Here is a 15,285-nt window from a genome sequence, read left to right as displayed (position 1 = left end):
TGATTACACCCAGCTGCGCGATCAGCGATCAGGCAGGGTGATGTTCAGTTCCAGAATCGAGCAGCTGCCCTGGTTTTCCAGTTCGATCTGTACGTCGTCGTTGCCGATGTTGACGTACTTGCGGATCACCTCGACCAGCTCCTTCTGCAAGGCAGGCAGGTAGTCCGGGGTGCTGCGTTGGCCACGCTCGTGCGCCACGATGATCTGTAGACGCTCTTTCGCTACCGACGCGCTGCTCTGTTTCTGTCTGCCACGAAAGAAGTCAAAAAGGTTCATGGTTTATTTGCCTCCAAACAGGCGCGCGAAGAATCCTTGCTTCGGCACTTCGATGAACCGCAGTGGCTTGGGCTTGCCCAGCAGGCGGTCGACGGTGTCGCTGTACGCCTGGCCGGCATCGCTCTGGTCATCGAGGATGACCGGGATACCCTGGTTGGAGGCCTTCAGCACGGCTTGGGATTCGGGGATGACACCCAGCAGTTCGACCGAAAGGATTTCCTTGACGTCCTCGACGCCAAGCATTTCGCCCTTTTCGACGCGCTCGGGGTGATAGCGGGTGATCAGCAGGTGTTCCTTGATCGGGTCTTCGCCCTGTTCCGCACGGCGCGACTTGCTCGACAGCAGGCCGATCATGCGGTCGGAGTCACGTACCGACGAGACTTCCGGGTTGGTCACGACGATGGCTTCGTCGGCGAAGTACATCGCCAGGTGCGCACCTTTCTCGATACCGGCCGGCGAGTCGCAGACCACGAAGTCGAACTGGTCCTTGAGCTCCATCAATACCTTTTCGACGCCTTCCTTGGTCAGCGCGTCCTTGTCGCGGGTCTGGCTGGCGGCCAGCACGAACAGGTTTTCCAGGCGCTTATCCTTGATCAGGGCCTGCTGCAGGTTGGCCTCGCCGTTGACCACGTTGACGAAGTCGTACACCACGCGGCGTTCGCAGCCCATGATCAGGTCGAGGTTACGCAGGCCGACGTCGAAGTCGACGATGACCGTCTTGTGCCCGCGCAGTGCGAGGCCGGTACCGATGGCGGCGCTGGTGGTGGTCTTGCCCACACCCCCCTTGCCGGAAGTAACGACGAGAATCTTGGCCAAGGTGTTTCACCCCTAAATAATTCGGGACAGACGTCCCTGCAAATACAAAAAACGGCAACGGGAAAAAGTTGCGCTAAAAATGCCGGCAAGTATCCGTTAAAGACGGGTTATGTTCAACACGTCGCCGGACAGGCTGACTTGTACGCCCGAACCCCACAGCGGGTCGCGGCGCAGGTCTTCGCACACTTTGTACTGGCCGGCGATGGAGACCATTTCCGCGGTCATCTGCAGGCAGAAGATGCGCGCCTTGGTATTGCCCTTGATGCCGGCCAGGGCACGGCCACGCATGGCGCCGTACACATGGATGTTGCCATCGGCGAGAAGTTCCGCGCCGGGGCTGACCGAGCCGGTCACCACCAGGTCGCCGCCCTGGGCGTAGATCTGCTGGCCGCCGCGCACCGTCGAGGTGATGATCCGCGTCGGGCGAACTTCCGGTTCGGCCGGCGCAGCTGGCGGCGCTGGCGCGGGCTCGGGCTTCTTCACCTCGGGCTCCGGCTCGAGCGGCCGTTCGCGGGCGCCGGACGGCGGCAGCACCGGCAGGTCGATGGCGATCGCGGCGGCGATGTCCTCGATGCGGCTGGCGCGGATCGCCAGGGTGCGCAGGCCATGGTGACGGCACACGCGCATCAGCCCGGGCAGGTCAATGGCGCCTTCGTCATGGGGCAGCTTGTCCAGGGCCAGCACCAACGGTGTGTTGCTGAAGAAATTCGGCGCCTGCGCGACCTTCGCCGCCAGCTGGCGGTCGAGGGATTCGAGGTCGTTGCGCGCCAGTTCCAGCACGGTGATGGCAAGCATGCTGCCCTTGAGCTGGAACACGGGGGCGTTATCGGGTGTCGGGTTGGGGCTCATGGTCTGCATAGACGGCTTGTTGCGAAAAAAGTGCCCTGACTTATAGCGATAAGACCGTTTGCCCGCAACCGATGTAGAATGCCGGGCTCATGTCTTGCCGGAAGCTTCAATGGAACGCCCGCGTTTTCGATCCTCTTTCCTTCACCCGCGATTCTGGGGGCTGTGGCTGGGCCTGGGCCTGCTGTGGCTGGTCGCCCAGCTGCCGTACCGGGCTTTGCTGGGGCTGGGGCGCGCCCTGGGCGCGGTGATGTACCGGCTGGCGGGTGAGCGCCGGCGTATTGCCGCGCGCAACCTGGAGCTGTGCTTCCCGGCGCTGTCCGGCGACGAACGGCAGCGCCTGCTCAAGGAAAACTTTGCCTCCACCGGCATCGCCTTCTTCGAGATGGCCATGAGCTGGTGGTGGCCAAAGGCCCGACTGGCGCGGCTGGCGCACATCGAAGGCATCGAGCACCTGCAGGCCGCCCAGCGTGAAGGAGAGGGGGCCATTCTCATGGCCGTGCACTTCACCACCCTGGAGATCGGCGCTGCCTTGCTTGGCCAGGTGCACACCATCGACGGCATGTACCGCGAACATGGCAACCCGGTGTTCGACTTCATCCAGCGCCGCGGCCGCGAGCGCCACAACGCCGACTCGCTGGCGGTGGAGCGCGACGACGTGCGCGGCATGCTCAAGCTGCTGCGCAAGGGGCGGGCGATCTGGTACGCGCCGGATCAGGACTACGGCCTCAAGCAAAGCATCTTCGTGCCGCTGTTCGGTATTCCTGCTGCCACCGTCACTGCCACCACCAAGTTCGCCCGGCTGGGCAAGGCGCGGGTGATTCCGTTCACCCAGAAGCGCCTGGAAGATGGCAGCGGCTATCGCCTGGTGGTGCATCCGCCGCTCGCGGACTTCCCCGGCGAAACCGAGGAGGCCGACTGCCTGCGCATCAACCAGTGGGTCGAGGGTGTGCTGCGCGAGTGCCCGCAGCAGTACCTGTGGGCGCATCGGCGCTTCAAATCGCGGCCTGAAGGCGAACCACGGCTGTACGACAAGAAAAAACGTTAGGGAGCGGGCTTGCCCCGCGACAGGGCCGGTACTGGCAACCACTGACTCCAGGAAGGATGCATGACCTCAACCACCGGCCTGATCCTCTCCGGCGGCGGTGCCCGCGCCGCCTACCAGGTCGGCGTGCTGGCCGGCATTGCCGAACTGCTGCCACCGGGCGCCGCCAATCCTTTTCCGGTGATCGTCGGCACCTCGGCCGGCGCGATCAACGCGGTCAAGCTGGCCAGCGGCGCCACCCGCTTCGCCGAGTCGGTGGAGCAACTCACGGCATTCTGGCAGAACTTTCGCAGCCACCTGGTGCTGCGCAGCGACTGGCCAGGCGTGATCCGCCAGGCCAGCCGCTTCGTTGGCCACAGCCTGCTGGGGCTCGGCGGCCAGGTGCCGGTGGCACTGCTCGACAGCCGCCCATTGCGCCGCCTGTTGCACGAGCATCTGGACCTGGACGGCATCGCTCACTCACTGGCGGCCAATCAGTTGCGCGCCATCGCCGTGACCGCGTTCGGCTACGAGTCCGGCCAGGCGGTGACCTTCTACCAGGGCCGCGACACCATCGAACCCTGGTTGCGCCACCGCCGCATCGGCATGCCCACGCCGCTGACCATCGACCACCTGCTGGCCAGCTCGGCGATTCCTTTGCTGTTCGCACCGGTGCGCCTGGGCGAGGAGTACTACGGTGACGGCGCGGTGCGCCAGCCGGCGCCGATCAGCCCGGCGCTGCACCTGGGGGCCAGTCGCGTGCTGGTGGTCGGGGTCAGCGGCAACCCTCAGCGACCCTCGCCGCCCTTGCCGACCCAGCGCGTGTTCAGCGGCCAGCAACCGAGCCTGGCGCAGATCGGCGGACATATGCTCAACAGCACCTTCATCGACAGCCTCGAGGACGATATCGAGTTGCTGCAGCGGCTCAATCACCTCAGCCACCTGCTGCCGGCGCACCTGGACGCCCGGCGCCTGGGGCTGGCGCCGATCGAGGTACTGGTGGTGGCGCCCAGCCAGCCGCTGGACGAGATTGCCGCCCGTCATCGCCGCGAGCTGCCGGCGGCGCTGAGGCTGTTCCTGCGCGGCCCTGGGGCGACCAAGACCAGTGGGGCAGGGGTGTTGAGCTACCTGCTGTTCGAGGCGAGCTATTGCAGCGAACTGATCGAGTTGGGGCGCAATGACGCCTTGGCCAAGAAGCGGGAGCTGTGCCAGTTCCTGGGGATTTGAGGTTTCCTATACCGGCGCTCACAGCTACTGCATTGACCTCAAGGGATGCATTGTCTCTGTGGGAGCCGGCTTGTCGTGGCGACGAACCGCGGCGAAAGGGCCGCGCAGCGGCCCCTGTTCACTCGGCGATCTGCAACTTGCGCGCCTGGGTATACACGTATCTTAGCTTCTCGTACTCGAACGGCGAGTTGGTCTGCCCGTAACGGAAGTTTGTGGTGTAGCGCTTGTCCACTGCCCGCAGCACGGTGAGTTCCGGGTGGTCGCTGGCGGTGTCGGGCACGTTCAGGTAGTTGATTTCCTTCTCCCCCACATAGTCCACCACCAGCCCGGTGGTGTCGCGCAGGTTCGACGGCCCGAGGATCGGCAGCATCAGGTATGGCCCGTCCGGCACCCCGTAGAAGCCCAGTGTCTGGCCGAAGTCTTCGCTCTGCCGAGGTAGGCCCATCTTGGTCGCCGGGTCCCATAGGCCACCGACACCGATGATGGTGTTGAACATCAGCCGCGCGGTGATTTCCGCTGAACGCTTGGGCTTGAGCTGCAGCACGCTGTTGAACAGATTGGGCACGTCGCCCAGGTTGTTGAAGAAGTTGCTCACCCCGGTGCGCACGAGGCCGGGCGTGACGTAGCGGTAGCCGTCGACCACCGGCAGGAACACCCACTGGTCGAAGCGGTAGTTGAAGTGGTAGATGCGCCGGTTCAGCGACTCCAGCGGGTCGTAGATGTTCAGCGCGGCCAGGGTCGAGCGTTCGAACTCGCGCTGGTCCAGGCCGGGGTTGAACTTGAGCTCGCGCAGTGGATCGACGAAGCCGTCGGCCTCCACGGTGAGGGTTTCGGTCTTGTCGGCCTCCACCACGCTGGCACGCGGCGCGACTTCCTCGGCCAGGGCGCAGCCGCTGGCGAGCAGGGCGGTGACGAGCAGCAGTCTGTTAACCACGGAAGAACTCCAGCATGGCGTCGCTGTTGACGCGGTAGTTGAGGTTGCCGCAATGGCCGCCATGGGGGTAGAGCGTCAGGCGTTCGCCGAACACCCGGCGCAGGAAGCCGATGTCGCCGGGGCCGAGGATCACGTCGTCGGCGTTGTGCATCACGGCGATCTTCGGGTTGTCGCGCAGATAGTCCTCCAGCGCGTACAGGCTCACCTGGTCGACCAGTTGCAGCAGGCTGTTGCCGTCGGTGCGCGCACGCCACATGGGGATCACCTGCTCGGTCAGGTAGCAGTCGAAGTCGCATTGCAGGGCGCGTTTGAAGAAGGGCTCCAGGCTGCTGCCCTCGGTGATCGGAAACTTCGGCGGAATGATCAGCCCACGACGGTTGATCAGGTCGGAGGTGAAGGCGATGTCGGCGGCCGAGAAGCGGAACGAGGTGCCGATGAGCATGGCCATCTGCTCGTTGGACAGGTGCTGGCGCGACTTCTGGAAGTCGTAGAGCAACGCATCGTTGAGGTCGATGTAGCCTTTGTCCTGGAAGTAGCGGGTGAGCTTTTCCAGCATCAGTTCATAGAAGGTGGTGCTGCGGTCGATGCCCTTGACCCGGGTCTGTACCAGCTTGTCCAGGTTGGTGATCGAGGTGTACAGGTTGACTGGCGGGTTGAGCAGCAGCACACGCTTGAACTTGAAACTCTGGCGGGTTTCGTCGAGCTTGCTGACGAACGCCGCGTCCAGCGCACCCAGGCTGTAGCCTGTCAGGTAATACTCGCTCACCGGCAGGCGTGCCTGTTGGGCGCGTACCGCCTGCATGACCCGGTACAAGTCCTTGGCGTCCTCGCTCGACACCCCGGGGGTGGCGAAGCGCGAGGCGGCGCTCATGAAGTCCCAGCTGGTGGGCGAGGACAGTTGCACGACGTGGTACCCAGCCTGGTAGAACAGCTTCTTCAGGTATTCGTTGATGCTGCTGGAGTACGGCGCGCCGGTGCCGGCGATCAGGAAGATCAGCGGCGCTTCGTGGTCTTGCTTGGCCAGGCGGTAACGCAGTTTCTTCACCGACCAGAAATTATCGGGCAGGGTGAACTCGCGTTCCGGGCGCAGGGTGAGGCTGTAGTCGGCCTGGTCGATGTCATCGTCGCTGGGCAGCGTCGGGCGCTGTTCCGGCGGAGTGGTGGCGATGGTCGCCTCGAACGGGTTGGTCAACGGGTAACCGTAGCTCGCGGCATCAATATCCCGCGCCGAGGCGGCCGCCGCCATGAGCAGGCCACCTAGCAGGGCGGCGAGACGCAAAGATCGAAGCATGAAGTCCCCCAGGGAAAACGCAAGGTCGTGCATTACGCAGGCTAGGACCACGACAGGCTGGACAAAGTTGCCCGTCGCCCTGTCGTTCGTCGCACCAGATGTTGCCGCGCCAGCCAACGTTTGTCTTGTGCAACATAGCTGCGGGGCCATGATTTTGCCTTTCAGCGCCCCTGTGAGGGATCATGCAGCGTTTCCATTACCGCTGTTGGAGAACCGGATGTCTCGTACCTGGCCACTCTTTGTCCTGCTGGTGGGCCTGCTCCTGTGGCTGGCGGCCAGCTATGGCGTGCGTTATGGGTTGATGGAGGATGCCCGTTGGGTTGGGTTGTGCAGTGCGCCAGGGGACATCTGGCAATGCCAGGCGCGATCGTTGCTCGGGCTGGGAATTCATTTCCAGGTCATGGCCTGGGGGGCATTGGGCCTGGCGCTGGTCTGTCAGTTGTTGCCGGGGCGGGGCGGCTGGTGGCTGGCGGTGCTGGCGTTGGCGCTCGGGGTTCCGGCGCTGGTGCTGTATACCGCGAGCATCGCGGTGTTTGCGTTGGTCCTGGCGGGGTTGCGGCTGGTACGGTAAATGCGCAGCCGTTGGGCGGCCCATCGCCGGCAAGCCGGCTCCCACAAGGTCTGACGCGCTTTTCTGTGGGAGTCGGCTTGCCGGCGAATCGAGGACGAAGTCCTCGCGCTCGGTTTCACGCCGGGCGCAACCTCAGGCTGCGCCACAACGCCCCGACCATCAATACGCTGACCACCGCCCAGCCCCACGCCTGCGGGTTCTGCAGCCCTTCGCGGAACAACTGCGGCGCCACCCCGACACCCACGATGAAGGCCAGCAACGCCACCTCCGCTCGCCGCGCCGGTACCGGTCGCAACAGATAGACCACTGCCGGCAGCAGCAGCGCAGCGCTGGGGAAGCTGCGATAGCGCGGGTCGAACACCATCGCCAGCATGCTCACCGCTGCCGCGAACCCTGCCGCCAGCAACCCTGTGCCCGCGTGCTTCTCGAACCAGGCGAACAGCCGCTGACGCCAGCCGTCACGGCGGGCCAGCGCCAGCGCGCCGTGGGCCAGCACCAGCAGGTTCAGGCCGACCAGGGCAAACGTCCACAGCCATTCGCCGGCAAAGCGGGCATTGGTGCGCATCAGCTCACCCCACAGCCCCAGGCAGCCAGCGCCCAGGGCCGCGAGCAACGGCAACAGCAGAGCGGCGCGCTGGTCGGCCGGGCGCCCGGCCAGGGCCAGGGCCGCCAGCATCAGGATCACGCTGGCCAGCAACCATTGTGGCCAGAGTGCCAGGTTGCTCACCGGACCTTCGAGCACACCCTTGTCCTGACGGTCGGCGTCGTACAGTCCCCAATAGCCGCCCACGGCGCCTTCGCTGGCGCGCTTCCACGGCTGGTCGAAGGCTTCGATCAGGTTGTAGCGCCAGCCGTTGGCTTCAGCCAGGGCAACGAAGCCGCGGATGAAGCGTGCTTCGTTGACCCGGCTCGGCTCGGCGGTTTCGCGCTGGCGGCCCTCGCTGGGCCAGCCGGTTTCGCCGATCAGGATGTCCTTGGGCGCAAAGCGGTTGCCGAACACCTGGCGCACCTCGGCGACATGGGCCAGCGCCGCATCGATGCCGCGAGGGTCGTCTTCCCAGTAGGGCAGCAGGTGGATGGTCAGGAAATCCACCGCCGGTGCAATCTGCGGATGCTGCAGCCAGAACTCCCAGACATCGGCGTAGGTCACTGGCACGCTGACCTGGCTTTTGACCTTGGCGATCAGGCCGGCCAGGCGCTCGCCGGTGACTTCCTTGCGCAGCAGCGCCTCGTTGCCGACGATCACCGCGCTGACCACGTCGGGGTTGGCGTTGGCCGCGGCGATCAGCAGCTCGACTTCCTTGTCGGTGTCCACAGGGTTGGCGTTGACCCAGGCGCCGAGCATCACCTTCAGCCCGTGCTTGCGCGCCAGCGCCGGGATCGCCTCGAGACCCGTCATCGAATAGGTGCGGATGCACTGGAAACGCTCGCTGAGCAACGCCAGGTCGGCGTCCATGCGCGCCGGGCGCAGCCGGAACGGCTGGTCGAAGGGAGACTGGTCCTTGTCGAACGGGGTGTACGAGGCGCACTGCAGCTTGTGCGCAGGGCTGGCGGCGTCGGGCAGGTGCACCGCCTTGCCCAGCCCATACCAGAGGGCTGTCAGACATAGGAAGGCGAGCAGGCTGGCGAGCAGGTAGATCGTGCGCAACATCGGGCGGTCCATCGTCGTATTCGGGAACTGGGGCCGCACAGCAGCCCCGAAGGCCAGTGATAGTAGCCCGGCGCCAAGCGTTTGGCATGCAAGGATCGCGCAGACCGCCATGCTCGCATGGCGCTAATGGCACAGTGCTGTCGCTGATCGCTCGCTGAAGGTCGCTGACAGAGCAGGTCGCAGGTGCCGGCAAGTCGATGATGCAATCTCCAAGACCTGACGAGGGATGCTTTGATGGCGACTATTACAAGAATGCGACGTTTCCTGGGCGTGGGCACCGCCCTGGTTTTGGCCATGAGTACTGCGCAGGCGATGGCCAAGGAAGTCAGCATCGGTTACGTGGATGGCTGGTCCGACAGCGTCGCCACCACCAACGTGGCCGCCGAAGTGATCAGGCAGAAACTCGGCTATGACGTGAAGCTGCAGGCCGTGGCCACCGGCATCATGTGGCAGGGCGTGGCCACCGGCAAGCTCGACGCCATGCTCTCGGCCTGGCTGCCGGTGACCCATGGCGAGTACTGGACCAAGAACAAGGACAACGTGGTCGACTACGGCCCCAACTTCAAGGACGCCAAGATCGGCCTGATCGTCCCTGAATACGTCAAGGCCAACAGTATCGAAGATCTCAAGACCGATCAGAGCTTCAAGCAGAAGATCGTCGGTATCGATGCCGGCTCCGGGGTCATGCTCAAGACCGATCAGGCGATCAAGGACTATGGCTTGACCGGTTACAAGCTGACCGCCAGTTCCGGCGCGGCGATGACCGCGGAACTGGGCCGCTCCTACGCCAAGCAACAGTCGATCGCCGTGACCGGCTGGGTGCCGCACTGGATGTTCGCCAAATGGAAGCTGAAGTTCCTCGAGGATCCGAAAGGCGTGTATGGCGCTGCGGAGACCGTCAACAGCATCGGCAGCAAGGAACTGGCGAGCAAGGCCCCGGAAGTGGCCGAGTTCCTCAAGAAGTTCCAGTGGCAGTCCAAGGATGAGATCGGCGAGGTGATGCTGGCGATCCAGGAAGGCGCCAAGCCGGAGGCTGCGGCCAAGGACTGGGTGGCCAAGCATCCGGAGCGGGTCAAGGAGTGGACGGGCAAGTGATGGCCTGAAATTGGGCTGCTGTGCAGCCCTTTCGCCGCGGCTCGTCGCCACGACAAGCCGGCTCCCACAGGTGCGGCGCAGATCCTTTGTGGGAGCTGGCTTGTCGTGGCGACGAGCCGCAGCGATTGGACCGCGCAGTGGCCCCAAGGGTTGTTACCAAATCTGCAAAACACCGTTGCATCTAAGACTAAGGTCGTCTGGTTGGCGTCCAGCGGCAGCATAAAGTGGAGTCGGGTTCTCCCTAATCTGTGCTGCTAGGACAAAAACAATGAACGACAGCATTTACCAATCGATACAGAACAGTCCGCGCTTCAAGGAACTGGTCACCAAGCGCGAGCGTTTCGCCTGGATCCTCTCGGCGATCATGCTCGGCCTCTACTGCGCCTTCATCCTCCTCATCGCCTATGGCCCGCACCTGCTCGGCGCCAAGCTCAGCGCCGGCTCGTCGATCACCTGGGGCATCCCCCTGGGAGTCGGCCTGATTCTCTCGGCATTCGTGCTCACCGCGCTCTATGTGCGCCGCGCCAACGGCGAATTCGACGAGTTGAACAAGGCGATCCTCGAGGAGGCCAAGCAATGATCCGACACGCCAAAACCCTGGCCGTCCTGGCCTGCGGTGCCTTCGCACCCGCCGTGTGGGCCGCCGATGCCCTGACCGGCGAGGTGCAGAAACAACCGCTGAACGTTGCTGCCATCGCCATGTTCGTGGCCTTTGTCGCCTTCACCCTGGGTATCACCTACTGGGCCTCCAAGCGCAACAAGTCGGCGGCCGACTACTATGCCGCCGGCGGCAAGATCACCGGTTTCCAGAACGGCCTGGCGATCGCCGGTGACTACATGTCGGCAGCCTCGTTCCTGGGGATTTCCGCGCTGGTGTTCACCTCCGGCTACGATGGCCTGATCTACTCCATCGGTTTCCTGGTCGGCTGGCCGATCATTCTCTTCCTGATTGCCGAACGCCTGCGCAACCTGGGGAAGTACACTTTCGCCGACGTGGCCTCGTATCGCCTTGGGCAGAAGGAAATCCGCACCCTGTCGGCTTCCGGTTCGCTGGTGGTGGTGGCGTTCTACCTGATCGCGCAGATGGTCGGGGCCGGCAAGCTCATCGAGCTGCTGTTCGGCCTGGACTACCATGTGGCGGTGATCCTTGTCGGCATCCTGATGTGCCTGTACGTACTGTTCGGCGGCATGCTCGCCACCACCTGGGTACAGATCATCAAGGCGGTGCTGCTGCTGTCCGGTGCCAGCTTCATGGCACTGATGGTGATGAAGCATGTCGGCTTCGACTTCAACACCCTGTTCTCCGAGGCGATCAAGGTGCACGCCAAGGGCGAGGCGATCATGAGCCCGGGCGGCCTGGTCAAGGACCCGATCTCGGCCTTCTCGCTGGGCCTGGCGCTGATGTTCGGCACCGCCGGCTTGCCGCACATCCTGATGCGCTTCTTCACCGTCAGCGACGCCAAGGAAGCCCGCAAGTCGGTGCTCTACGCCACCGGTTTCATCGGTTACTTCTACATCCTTACCTTCATCATCGGCTTCGGCGCGATCCTGCTGGTCAGCACCAACCCCGACTTCAAGGATGCCGCTGGCGCCCTGATCGGCGGCAACAACATGGCGGCAGTACACCTGGCCGACGCGGTGGGTGGCAGCGTGTTCCTCGGCTTCATCTCGGCAGTGGCCTTCGCCACCATTCTCGCGGTGGTCGCGGGCCTGACCCTGGCCGGTGCCTCGGCGGTGTCCCATGACCTGTACGCCAGCGTCTGGCGCAAGGGCAAGGCCAACGACAAGGACGAGATCCGCGTGTCGAAGATCACCACCATCGCCCTGGGCGTGCTGGCGATCGGCCTGGGGATCCTGTTCGAGAAGCAGAACATCGCCTTCATGGTTGGCCTGGCCTTCTCCATCGCCGCCAGCTGCAACTTCCCGGTGCTGCTGCTTTCGATGTACTGGAAGAAACTGACCACCCGCGGCGCCATGATCGGTGGCTGGATGGGCCTGGTCAGTGCGGTGGGCCTGATGATCCTCGGCCCGACCATCTGGGTGCAGATCCTCGGTCATGAGAAAGCCATCTACCCGTACGAGTACCCGGCACTGTTCTCGATGATCATCGCCTTCGCCGGCATCTGGTTCTTCTCGGTCACCGACAAGTCCAAGGCCGCCGAGAACGAACGTGCGCTGTTCTTCCCGCAGTTCGTCCGCTCGCAGACGGGCCTTGGGGCCAGTGGCGCGGTATCGCACTGATACCTTGAGCTGAACACACAATGCCCCGGCCCATGCCGGGGCATTGTGCTTCCAGAGTTGTCGCATTATTTGCCGCTAGGAAATTTCTTAGGCTCGCTCGGAACGGTCTTAGTCATCGCCGCGACGTGTTCACCAATACTTCTCCTCACCCGCTGGCCATGCGCCGGCAGGCATTGACCACTTCAAGGAGATCAGATTCGTGAAACGTACGTTACTTGCCCTTCCCCTGGCCATGTTCTTCGCGGGCTCCGCTTTTGCATTGGACCCGATCGAGAAGCAGGTCCAGGTGACCGCCCAGGTGCCGACCGACGCTTTCTTCGTCGAACCGGTGGGCGGCAACTGGATGAACGACCCGCAGGAAATGGCCTGGAACTCGTATCAGGCCAAGCTCGATCCGATCCGCAAGGAATTGCAGGTCAAGAGCACTGTGGGCCCGATCACCGCCTATCTGGTTTCGCCGGCGGTCATCGCCAGTGGCAGCGAGAACATCGGCCTCGACGTCAAGGTCGGCGACACCGTGTTGCAGACCACGCCGGCCGAAGTCGTCAGTGCCACCCAGGCGGCACCGGGCGCGATCATCGGCTTCGAGGTGGCGGCCCAGCCCGCGCCGGCCACCGGTTATGTGCCTGGCAACTACCAGGGTCTGGTGAGCATGATCTTCGAAACCGCCGCACCCTGAGCCCTCCCTCTTCGTTCATCCGTTGTTGCCTGCCCTGACCCTCGGCTGCCGAGGGGTGGGTGGGTATTGCCTGCAAGCGACGCCTCATGACCAATCATTCCACCTTGGCGGCCATGGGCCGCTGGTTGCCGCTGCTGGCCTGGCTGGCCGTTCATTCGCCCGCCGGCCAGGCAGCCGGTACTGCCCTGAGCGCCGTCGAGGGCCTGCCGCGTGAGTTCGAAGCGCATTTTTTCGATGTGCCGCTGGCGGTCCGGGTCGACCTCGATGGGCGCTACCTCGGTGATGCCATGGTGGTGCTCAGCCGCGATCAACGCGTGCAACTGCTGGAGTTCACCGATACCCTCGACAGCCGTGAACCGGAAAGCCTGCGCCGCCGCTGGCGCGAGCGCCTGATTGACGGCCGCCCTTTGGGTGACTGCCGCGCCGATTGCCCCGACGGCCTGCGCGCGATGCACTACAGCCTGGTGAACTCGCAGCTGTCGCTCTTGACCGACCAGGCCGAGATCGCCGAGGTCAATGAGCGTTTTCATCGTCAGCCGGAGCAGGGCAGCTATGGGCTGTTGCTGCGCAACCAGCTCAACCTGGTCAATGACGGCGATGCCACCAGTGGTCGTTATGCCTTGCAGGGCCAGGGCAGCGTGGGCAACTGGACGACCTTGGCCGACGGCCAGCTCGACCGGGGCAGCGACAGTCGCCAGGGCACGCGCCACCGGGTCGACCAGTTGTATGCCGAGCGCCTGGTGGAAAACCAGTTCTATCGGTTGGGCTACTTCACCCCCAGCGCCCAGGGGTTGACCCGCCAGCCCCGGCTGATGGGCAGCACGGCCGATACCACCCTCGGTCTGATGCTGGGCAGCAGCGACAGCCTGGCCATCGACACTGGCGCTCCTAGTGCCACGCCGATCTACGTTACTCCCAATCGTCCCGCCGTCGCCGAGGTCTACCGCAACGGCGTGCTGATCAACAGCCAACCGGTGCAGCCTGGATTGCAGACCCTCGACACCAAGGTCCTGCCCGGGGGCATCTACGAAGTCGAGGTACGCCTGATCGAAGACGGCCAGGAGACCTCGCGCAGTCAGGAGTTCATCTACAAACCCAGCAACTGGCGCAGTACCGACGCGCCCTGGCGCTACAACCTTTACCTGGGGCGCCAGAGCACGTTGCTGAGCAACTGGGAGCGTGACACCGACGACAGCCTCGCCGCTGGCGTGCTGGCCAACTACATGCTGCATCCACGGGCAATCCTGGGTTTGTCGGCGCAGCGTGTCGATGACACCATGCAGTACGGCACCTCGCTGGACTGGGACCTGCGTGAACGTTTCAAGCTGTACGCCAACCTGTTCCAGACCCAAGGCCAGGGCAACGGCTACGACTTCCAGCTTATCCATGCCTACGACAGTGGCTCGCTGGTTGCCAGCCACAGCCGAACCTGGCTGGCGCGTCCCGACTGGAGCCGCTTTGACGATGAACCGTCGCGATCATTCCAGGCGCGCCAAACACAATCGTCGCTGTCGTTGAGCCACCGTCTCGACCCACGCAACACCGCCAGCGTGCGGCTTGCGCATGCTGAAGGCGCCAATGCTGGCACTGGCCTCGACCTGGGTTGGTCGTACTACGGTCGTCTGTTGGGCTCGGACGCCAGCTGGCGACTGTCGCTGTTCGATCGTCCAGGTACGGCGGCCACGGGCGACTCCCGCAGCCGAGGGGTCAACCTGAGCCTGAGCATGAGCCTGGGGAGCGGCAGCGGCCGGCGTGTATCCGCCAGTGTCGGCAGCCGGACCTCGCGAGATGGTGGGCGCGACCTCAACGCCTCGCTGGCCTACCAGCAGGATGTCGACATCGGCCCGCTGCGCAGTGTGGGCGCCACGGTCAGCGCGGATCGCTATGGCGCAGGGCTGGGCGGTGACACGCAGTTCGAGAACCCGTTGCTGCACGGTGATGCCTATGTCCAGCGCTCGTCGTACAACGGCGACTTCAGTGGTGGCATCAACCTGGAAAGCCTGATTGCCGTGGGCGCGGGCAGGGCAGCGGTGAGTGGCCAGTACCTGCCTCACCAGGCGGGACTCATCGTCGATGTGGACACTGACATCGACGGCCTCAAGCTACGCGCCGACGACCGTCACGGCAGTACCGCCAGCTTGCACCCAGGGCGCAATGTGATCCCGGTGGCAGCCTATAAGGCAGGGCATGTGCAGTTCGACTTCGAGGGTAGCGCGGCCACCGCCGCGGTGATCCAGCCTTCGAGTCTGGACTATCACCTCAACCGCGGCGGCATCGAATACCGGCAACTCCGGGTGTTGCGCACGGTGACGGTGCTGGGGCGGCTGCTTGATGGACAGGGGCGGCCGCTGCGCGGTGCCCAGGTGATCAACCATGCCAGTCGCAGTGTCAGCGAGGCCGATGGTTTCTTCGCGGTCGAAATGAGCGAATCGACCCCTACACTGGAGATCCGTCAGAAGGGGCAGCCGGTGTGCCTGCTCAGCCTGGACATCAACACCCTGGAGCGCGAGGACGACGTGCTGCTGGCCGGCGACCAGCGCTGTGCACCTGGCGTGGCGCAGGCCGCAGCGGTTGCACGCAACGGGCAGGGTTAACCCGGCCGGCAAGGCACCGCTCGGTCGATAGCGCTGCTCA

The 15,285-nt window shown here is 64.3% G+C and carries 14 protein-coding genes; 8 read left to right on the top strand and 6 right to left on the bottom strand.

The features are described from left to right. Window positions 1–21 precede the first annotated feature (21 nt). The 3 genes from minE to minC form a co-directional block, all read right to left on the bottom strand. Window positions 22–276, bottom strand: a complete 255-nt coding sequence (minE, locus tag ACQ4OD_RS14615) for a cell division topological specificity factor MinE (RefSeq protein ID WP_023631120.1) — start codon at window positions 274–276, stop codon at window positions 22–24. Between the two features lie 3 nt (window positions 277–279). Beyond that, a complete protein-coding gene (gene minD / locus ACQ4OD_RS14610) occupies window positions 280–1,092 on the bottom strand; it encodes a septum site-determining protein MinD (RefSeq protein WP_023631119.1) in 813 nt (270 codons plus the stop codon). A gap of 96 nt (window positions 1,093–1,188) precedes the next feature. Then, window positions 1,189–1,950 (bottom strand): septum site-determining protein MinC, encoded by a 762-nt coding sequence (minC, locus tag ACQ4OD_RS14605; protein ID WP_102685445.1) that lies wholly within the window; start codon window positions 1,948–1,950, stop codon window positions 1,189–1,191. 100 nt (window positions 1,951–2,050) lie between these two features. On the opposite strand from minC, the gene ACQ4OD_RS14600 reads away from it, so the two are divergent. Both ACQ4OD_RS14600 and ACQ4OD_RS14595 read left to right on the top strand, forming a co-directional pair. Continuing rightward, window positions 2,051–2,986 carry a lipid A biosynthesis lauroyl acyltransferase gene (locus tag ACQ4OD_RS14600; protein WP_430944497.1) on the top strand — a complete coding sequence of 312 codons (936 nt, stop codon included), beginning with the start codon at window positions 2,051–2,053 and terminating at the stop codon, window positions 2,984–2,986. Window positions 2,987–3,046: 60 nt separating this feature from the next. Then, window positions 3,047–4,189 carry a patatin-like phospholipase family protein gene (locus tag ACQ4OD_RS14595; RefSeq protein WP_430944496.1) on the top strand — a complete coding sequence of 381 codons (1,143 nt, stop codon included), beginning with the start codon at window positions 3,047–3,049 and terminating at the stop codon, window positions 4,187–4,189. A gap of 118 nt (window positions 4,190–4,307) precedes the next feature. On the opposite strand, the gene ACQ4OD_RS14590 is transcribed toward ACQ4OD_RS14595, so the two are convergent. Together ACQ4OD_RS14590 and ACQ4OD_RS14585 are read right to left on the bottom strand one after the other, a co-directional pair. Continuing rightward, window positions 4,308–5,123: an MlaA family lipoprotein gene (locus ACQ4OD_RS14590; RefSeq protein WP_102685448.1), complete on the bottom strand. Its 816-nt coding sequence runs from the start codon at window positions 5,121–5,123 to the stop codon at window positions 4,308–4,310. Then, window positions 5,116–6,414 carry a serine/threonine protein kinase gene (locus ACQ4OD_RS14585; RefSeq protein ID WP_102685449.1) on the bottom strand — a complete coding sequence of 433 codons (1,299 nt, stop codon included), beginning with the start codon at window positions 6,412–6,414 and terminating at the stop codon, window positions 5,116–5,118. Before ACQ4OD_RS14585 ends, ACQ4OD_RS14590 begins: the two co-directional genes overlap by 8 nt. Before the next feature lie 217 nt (window positions 6,415–6,631). Between ACQ4OD_RS14585 and ACQ4OD_RS14580 the strand changes: the two genes are divergently transcribed. Then, window positions 6,632–6,985 (top strand): hypothetical protein, encoded by a 354-nt coding sequence (locus ACQ4OD_RS14580; protein ID WP_102685450.1) that lies wholly within the window; start codon window positions 6,632–6,634, stop codon window positions 6,983–6,985. A 115-nt stretch (window positions 6,986–7,100) separates the two neighbouring features. Here ACQ4OD_RS14580 and ACQ4OD_RS14575 read toward each other — a convergent pair whose 3' ends face one another. Then, window positions 7,101–8,648, bottom strand: a complete 1,548-nt coding sequence (locus tag ACQ4OD_RS14575; RefSeq protein ID WP_258600102.1) for a beta (1-6) glucans synthase — start codon at window positions 8,646–8,648, stop codon at window positions 7,101–7,103. A gap of 222 nt (window positions 8,649–8,870) precedes the next feature. On the opposite strand from ACQ4OD_RS14575, the gene ACQ4OD_RS14570 reads away from it, so the two are divergent. The 5 genes from ACQ4OD_RS14570 (at window position 8,871) to ACQ4OD_RS14550 (ending at window position 15,245) form a co-directional block, all read left to right on the top strand. Continuing rightward, the gene (locus ACQ4OD_RS14570; RefSeq protein ID WP_031314875.1) at window positions 8,871–9,731 is read left to right on the top strand and encodes a glycine betaine ABC transporter substrate-binding protein; all 861 of its coding nucleotides are present in this window, start codon (window positions 8,871–8,873) and stop codon (window positions 9,729–9,731) included. Window positions 9,732–9,999: 268 nt separating this feature from the next. Beyond that, a complete protein-coding gene (locus ACQ4OD_RS14565) occupies window positions 10,000–10,311 on the top strand; it encodes a DUF485 domain-containing protein (RefSeq protein ID WP_102684287.1) in 312 nt (103 codons plus the stop codon). Further along, window positions 10,308–11,972 (top strand): cation acetate symporter, encoded by a 1,665-nt coding sequence (locus ACQ4OD_RS14560; protein WP_102684288.1) that lies wholly within the window; start codon window positions 10,308–10,310, stop codon window positions 11,970–11,972. The genes ACQ4OD_RS14565 and ACQ4OD_RS14560 overlap by 4 nt, the downstream gene beginning before the upstream one ends. A gap of 199 nt (window positions 11,973–12,171) precedes the next feature. Next, window positions 12,172–12,651, top strand: a complete 480-nt coding sequence (locus ACQ4OD_RS14555) for a CS1 type fimbrial major subunit (protein ID WP_139673479.1) — start codon at window positions 12,172–12,174, stop codon at window positions 12,649–12,651. 86 nt (window positions 12,652–12,737) lie between these two features. Beyond that, on the top strand, window positions 12,738–15,245 hold the full coding sequence (locus ACQ4OD_RS14550; protein WP_430944495.1) for a CS1-pili formation C-terminal domain-containing protein: 2,508 nt from the start codon (window positions 12,738–12,740) through the stop codon (window positions 15,243–15,245). Window positions 15,246–15,285: the final 40 nt, after the last annotated feature.

The organism is Pseudomonas sp. WC1, from assembly GCF_050586565.1.
Lineage (GTDB): Bacteria > Pseudomonadota > Gammaproteobacteria > Pseudomonadales > Pseudomonadaceae > Aquipseudomonas.
This window is presented reverse-complemented; position numbering and strand designations above follow the sequence as displayed.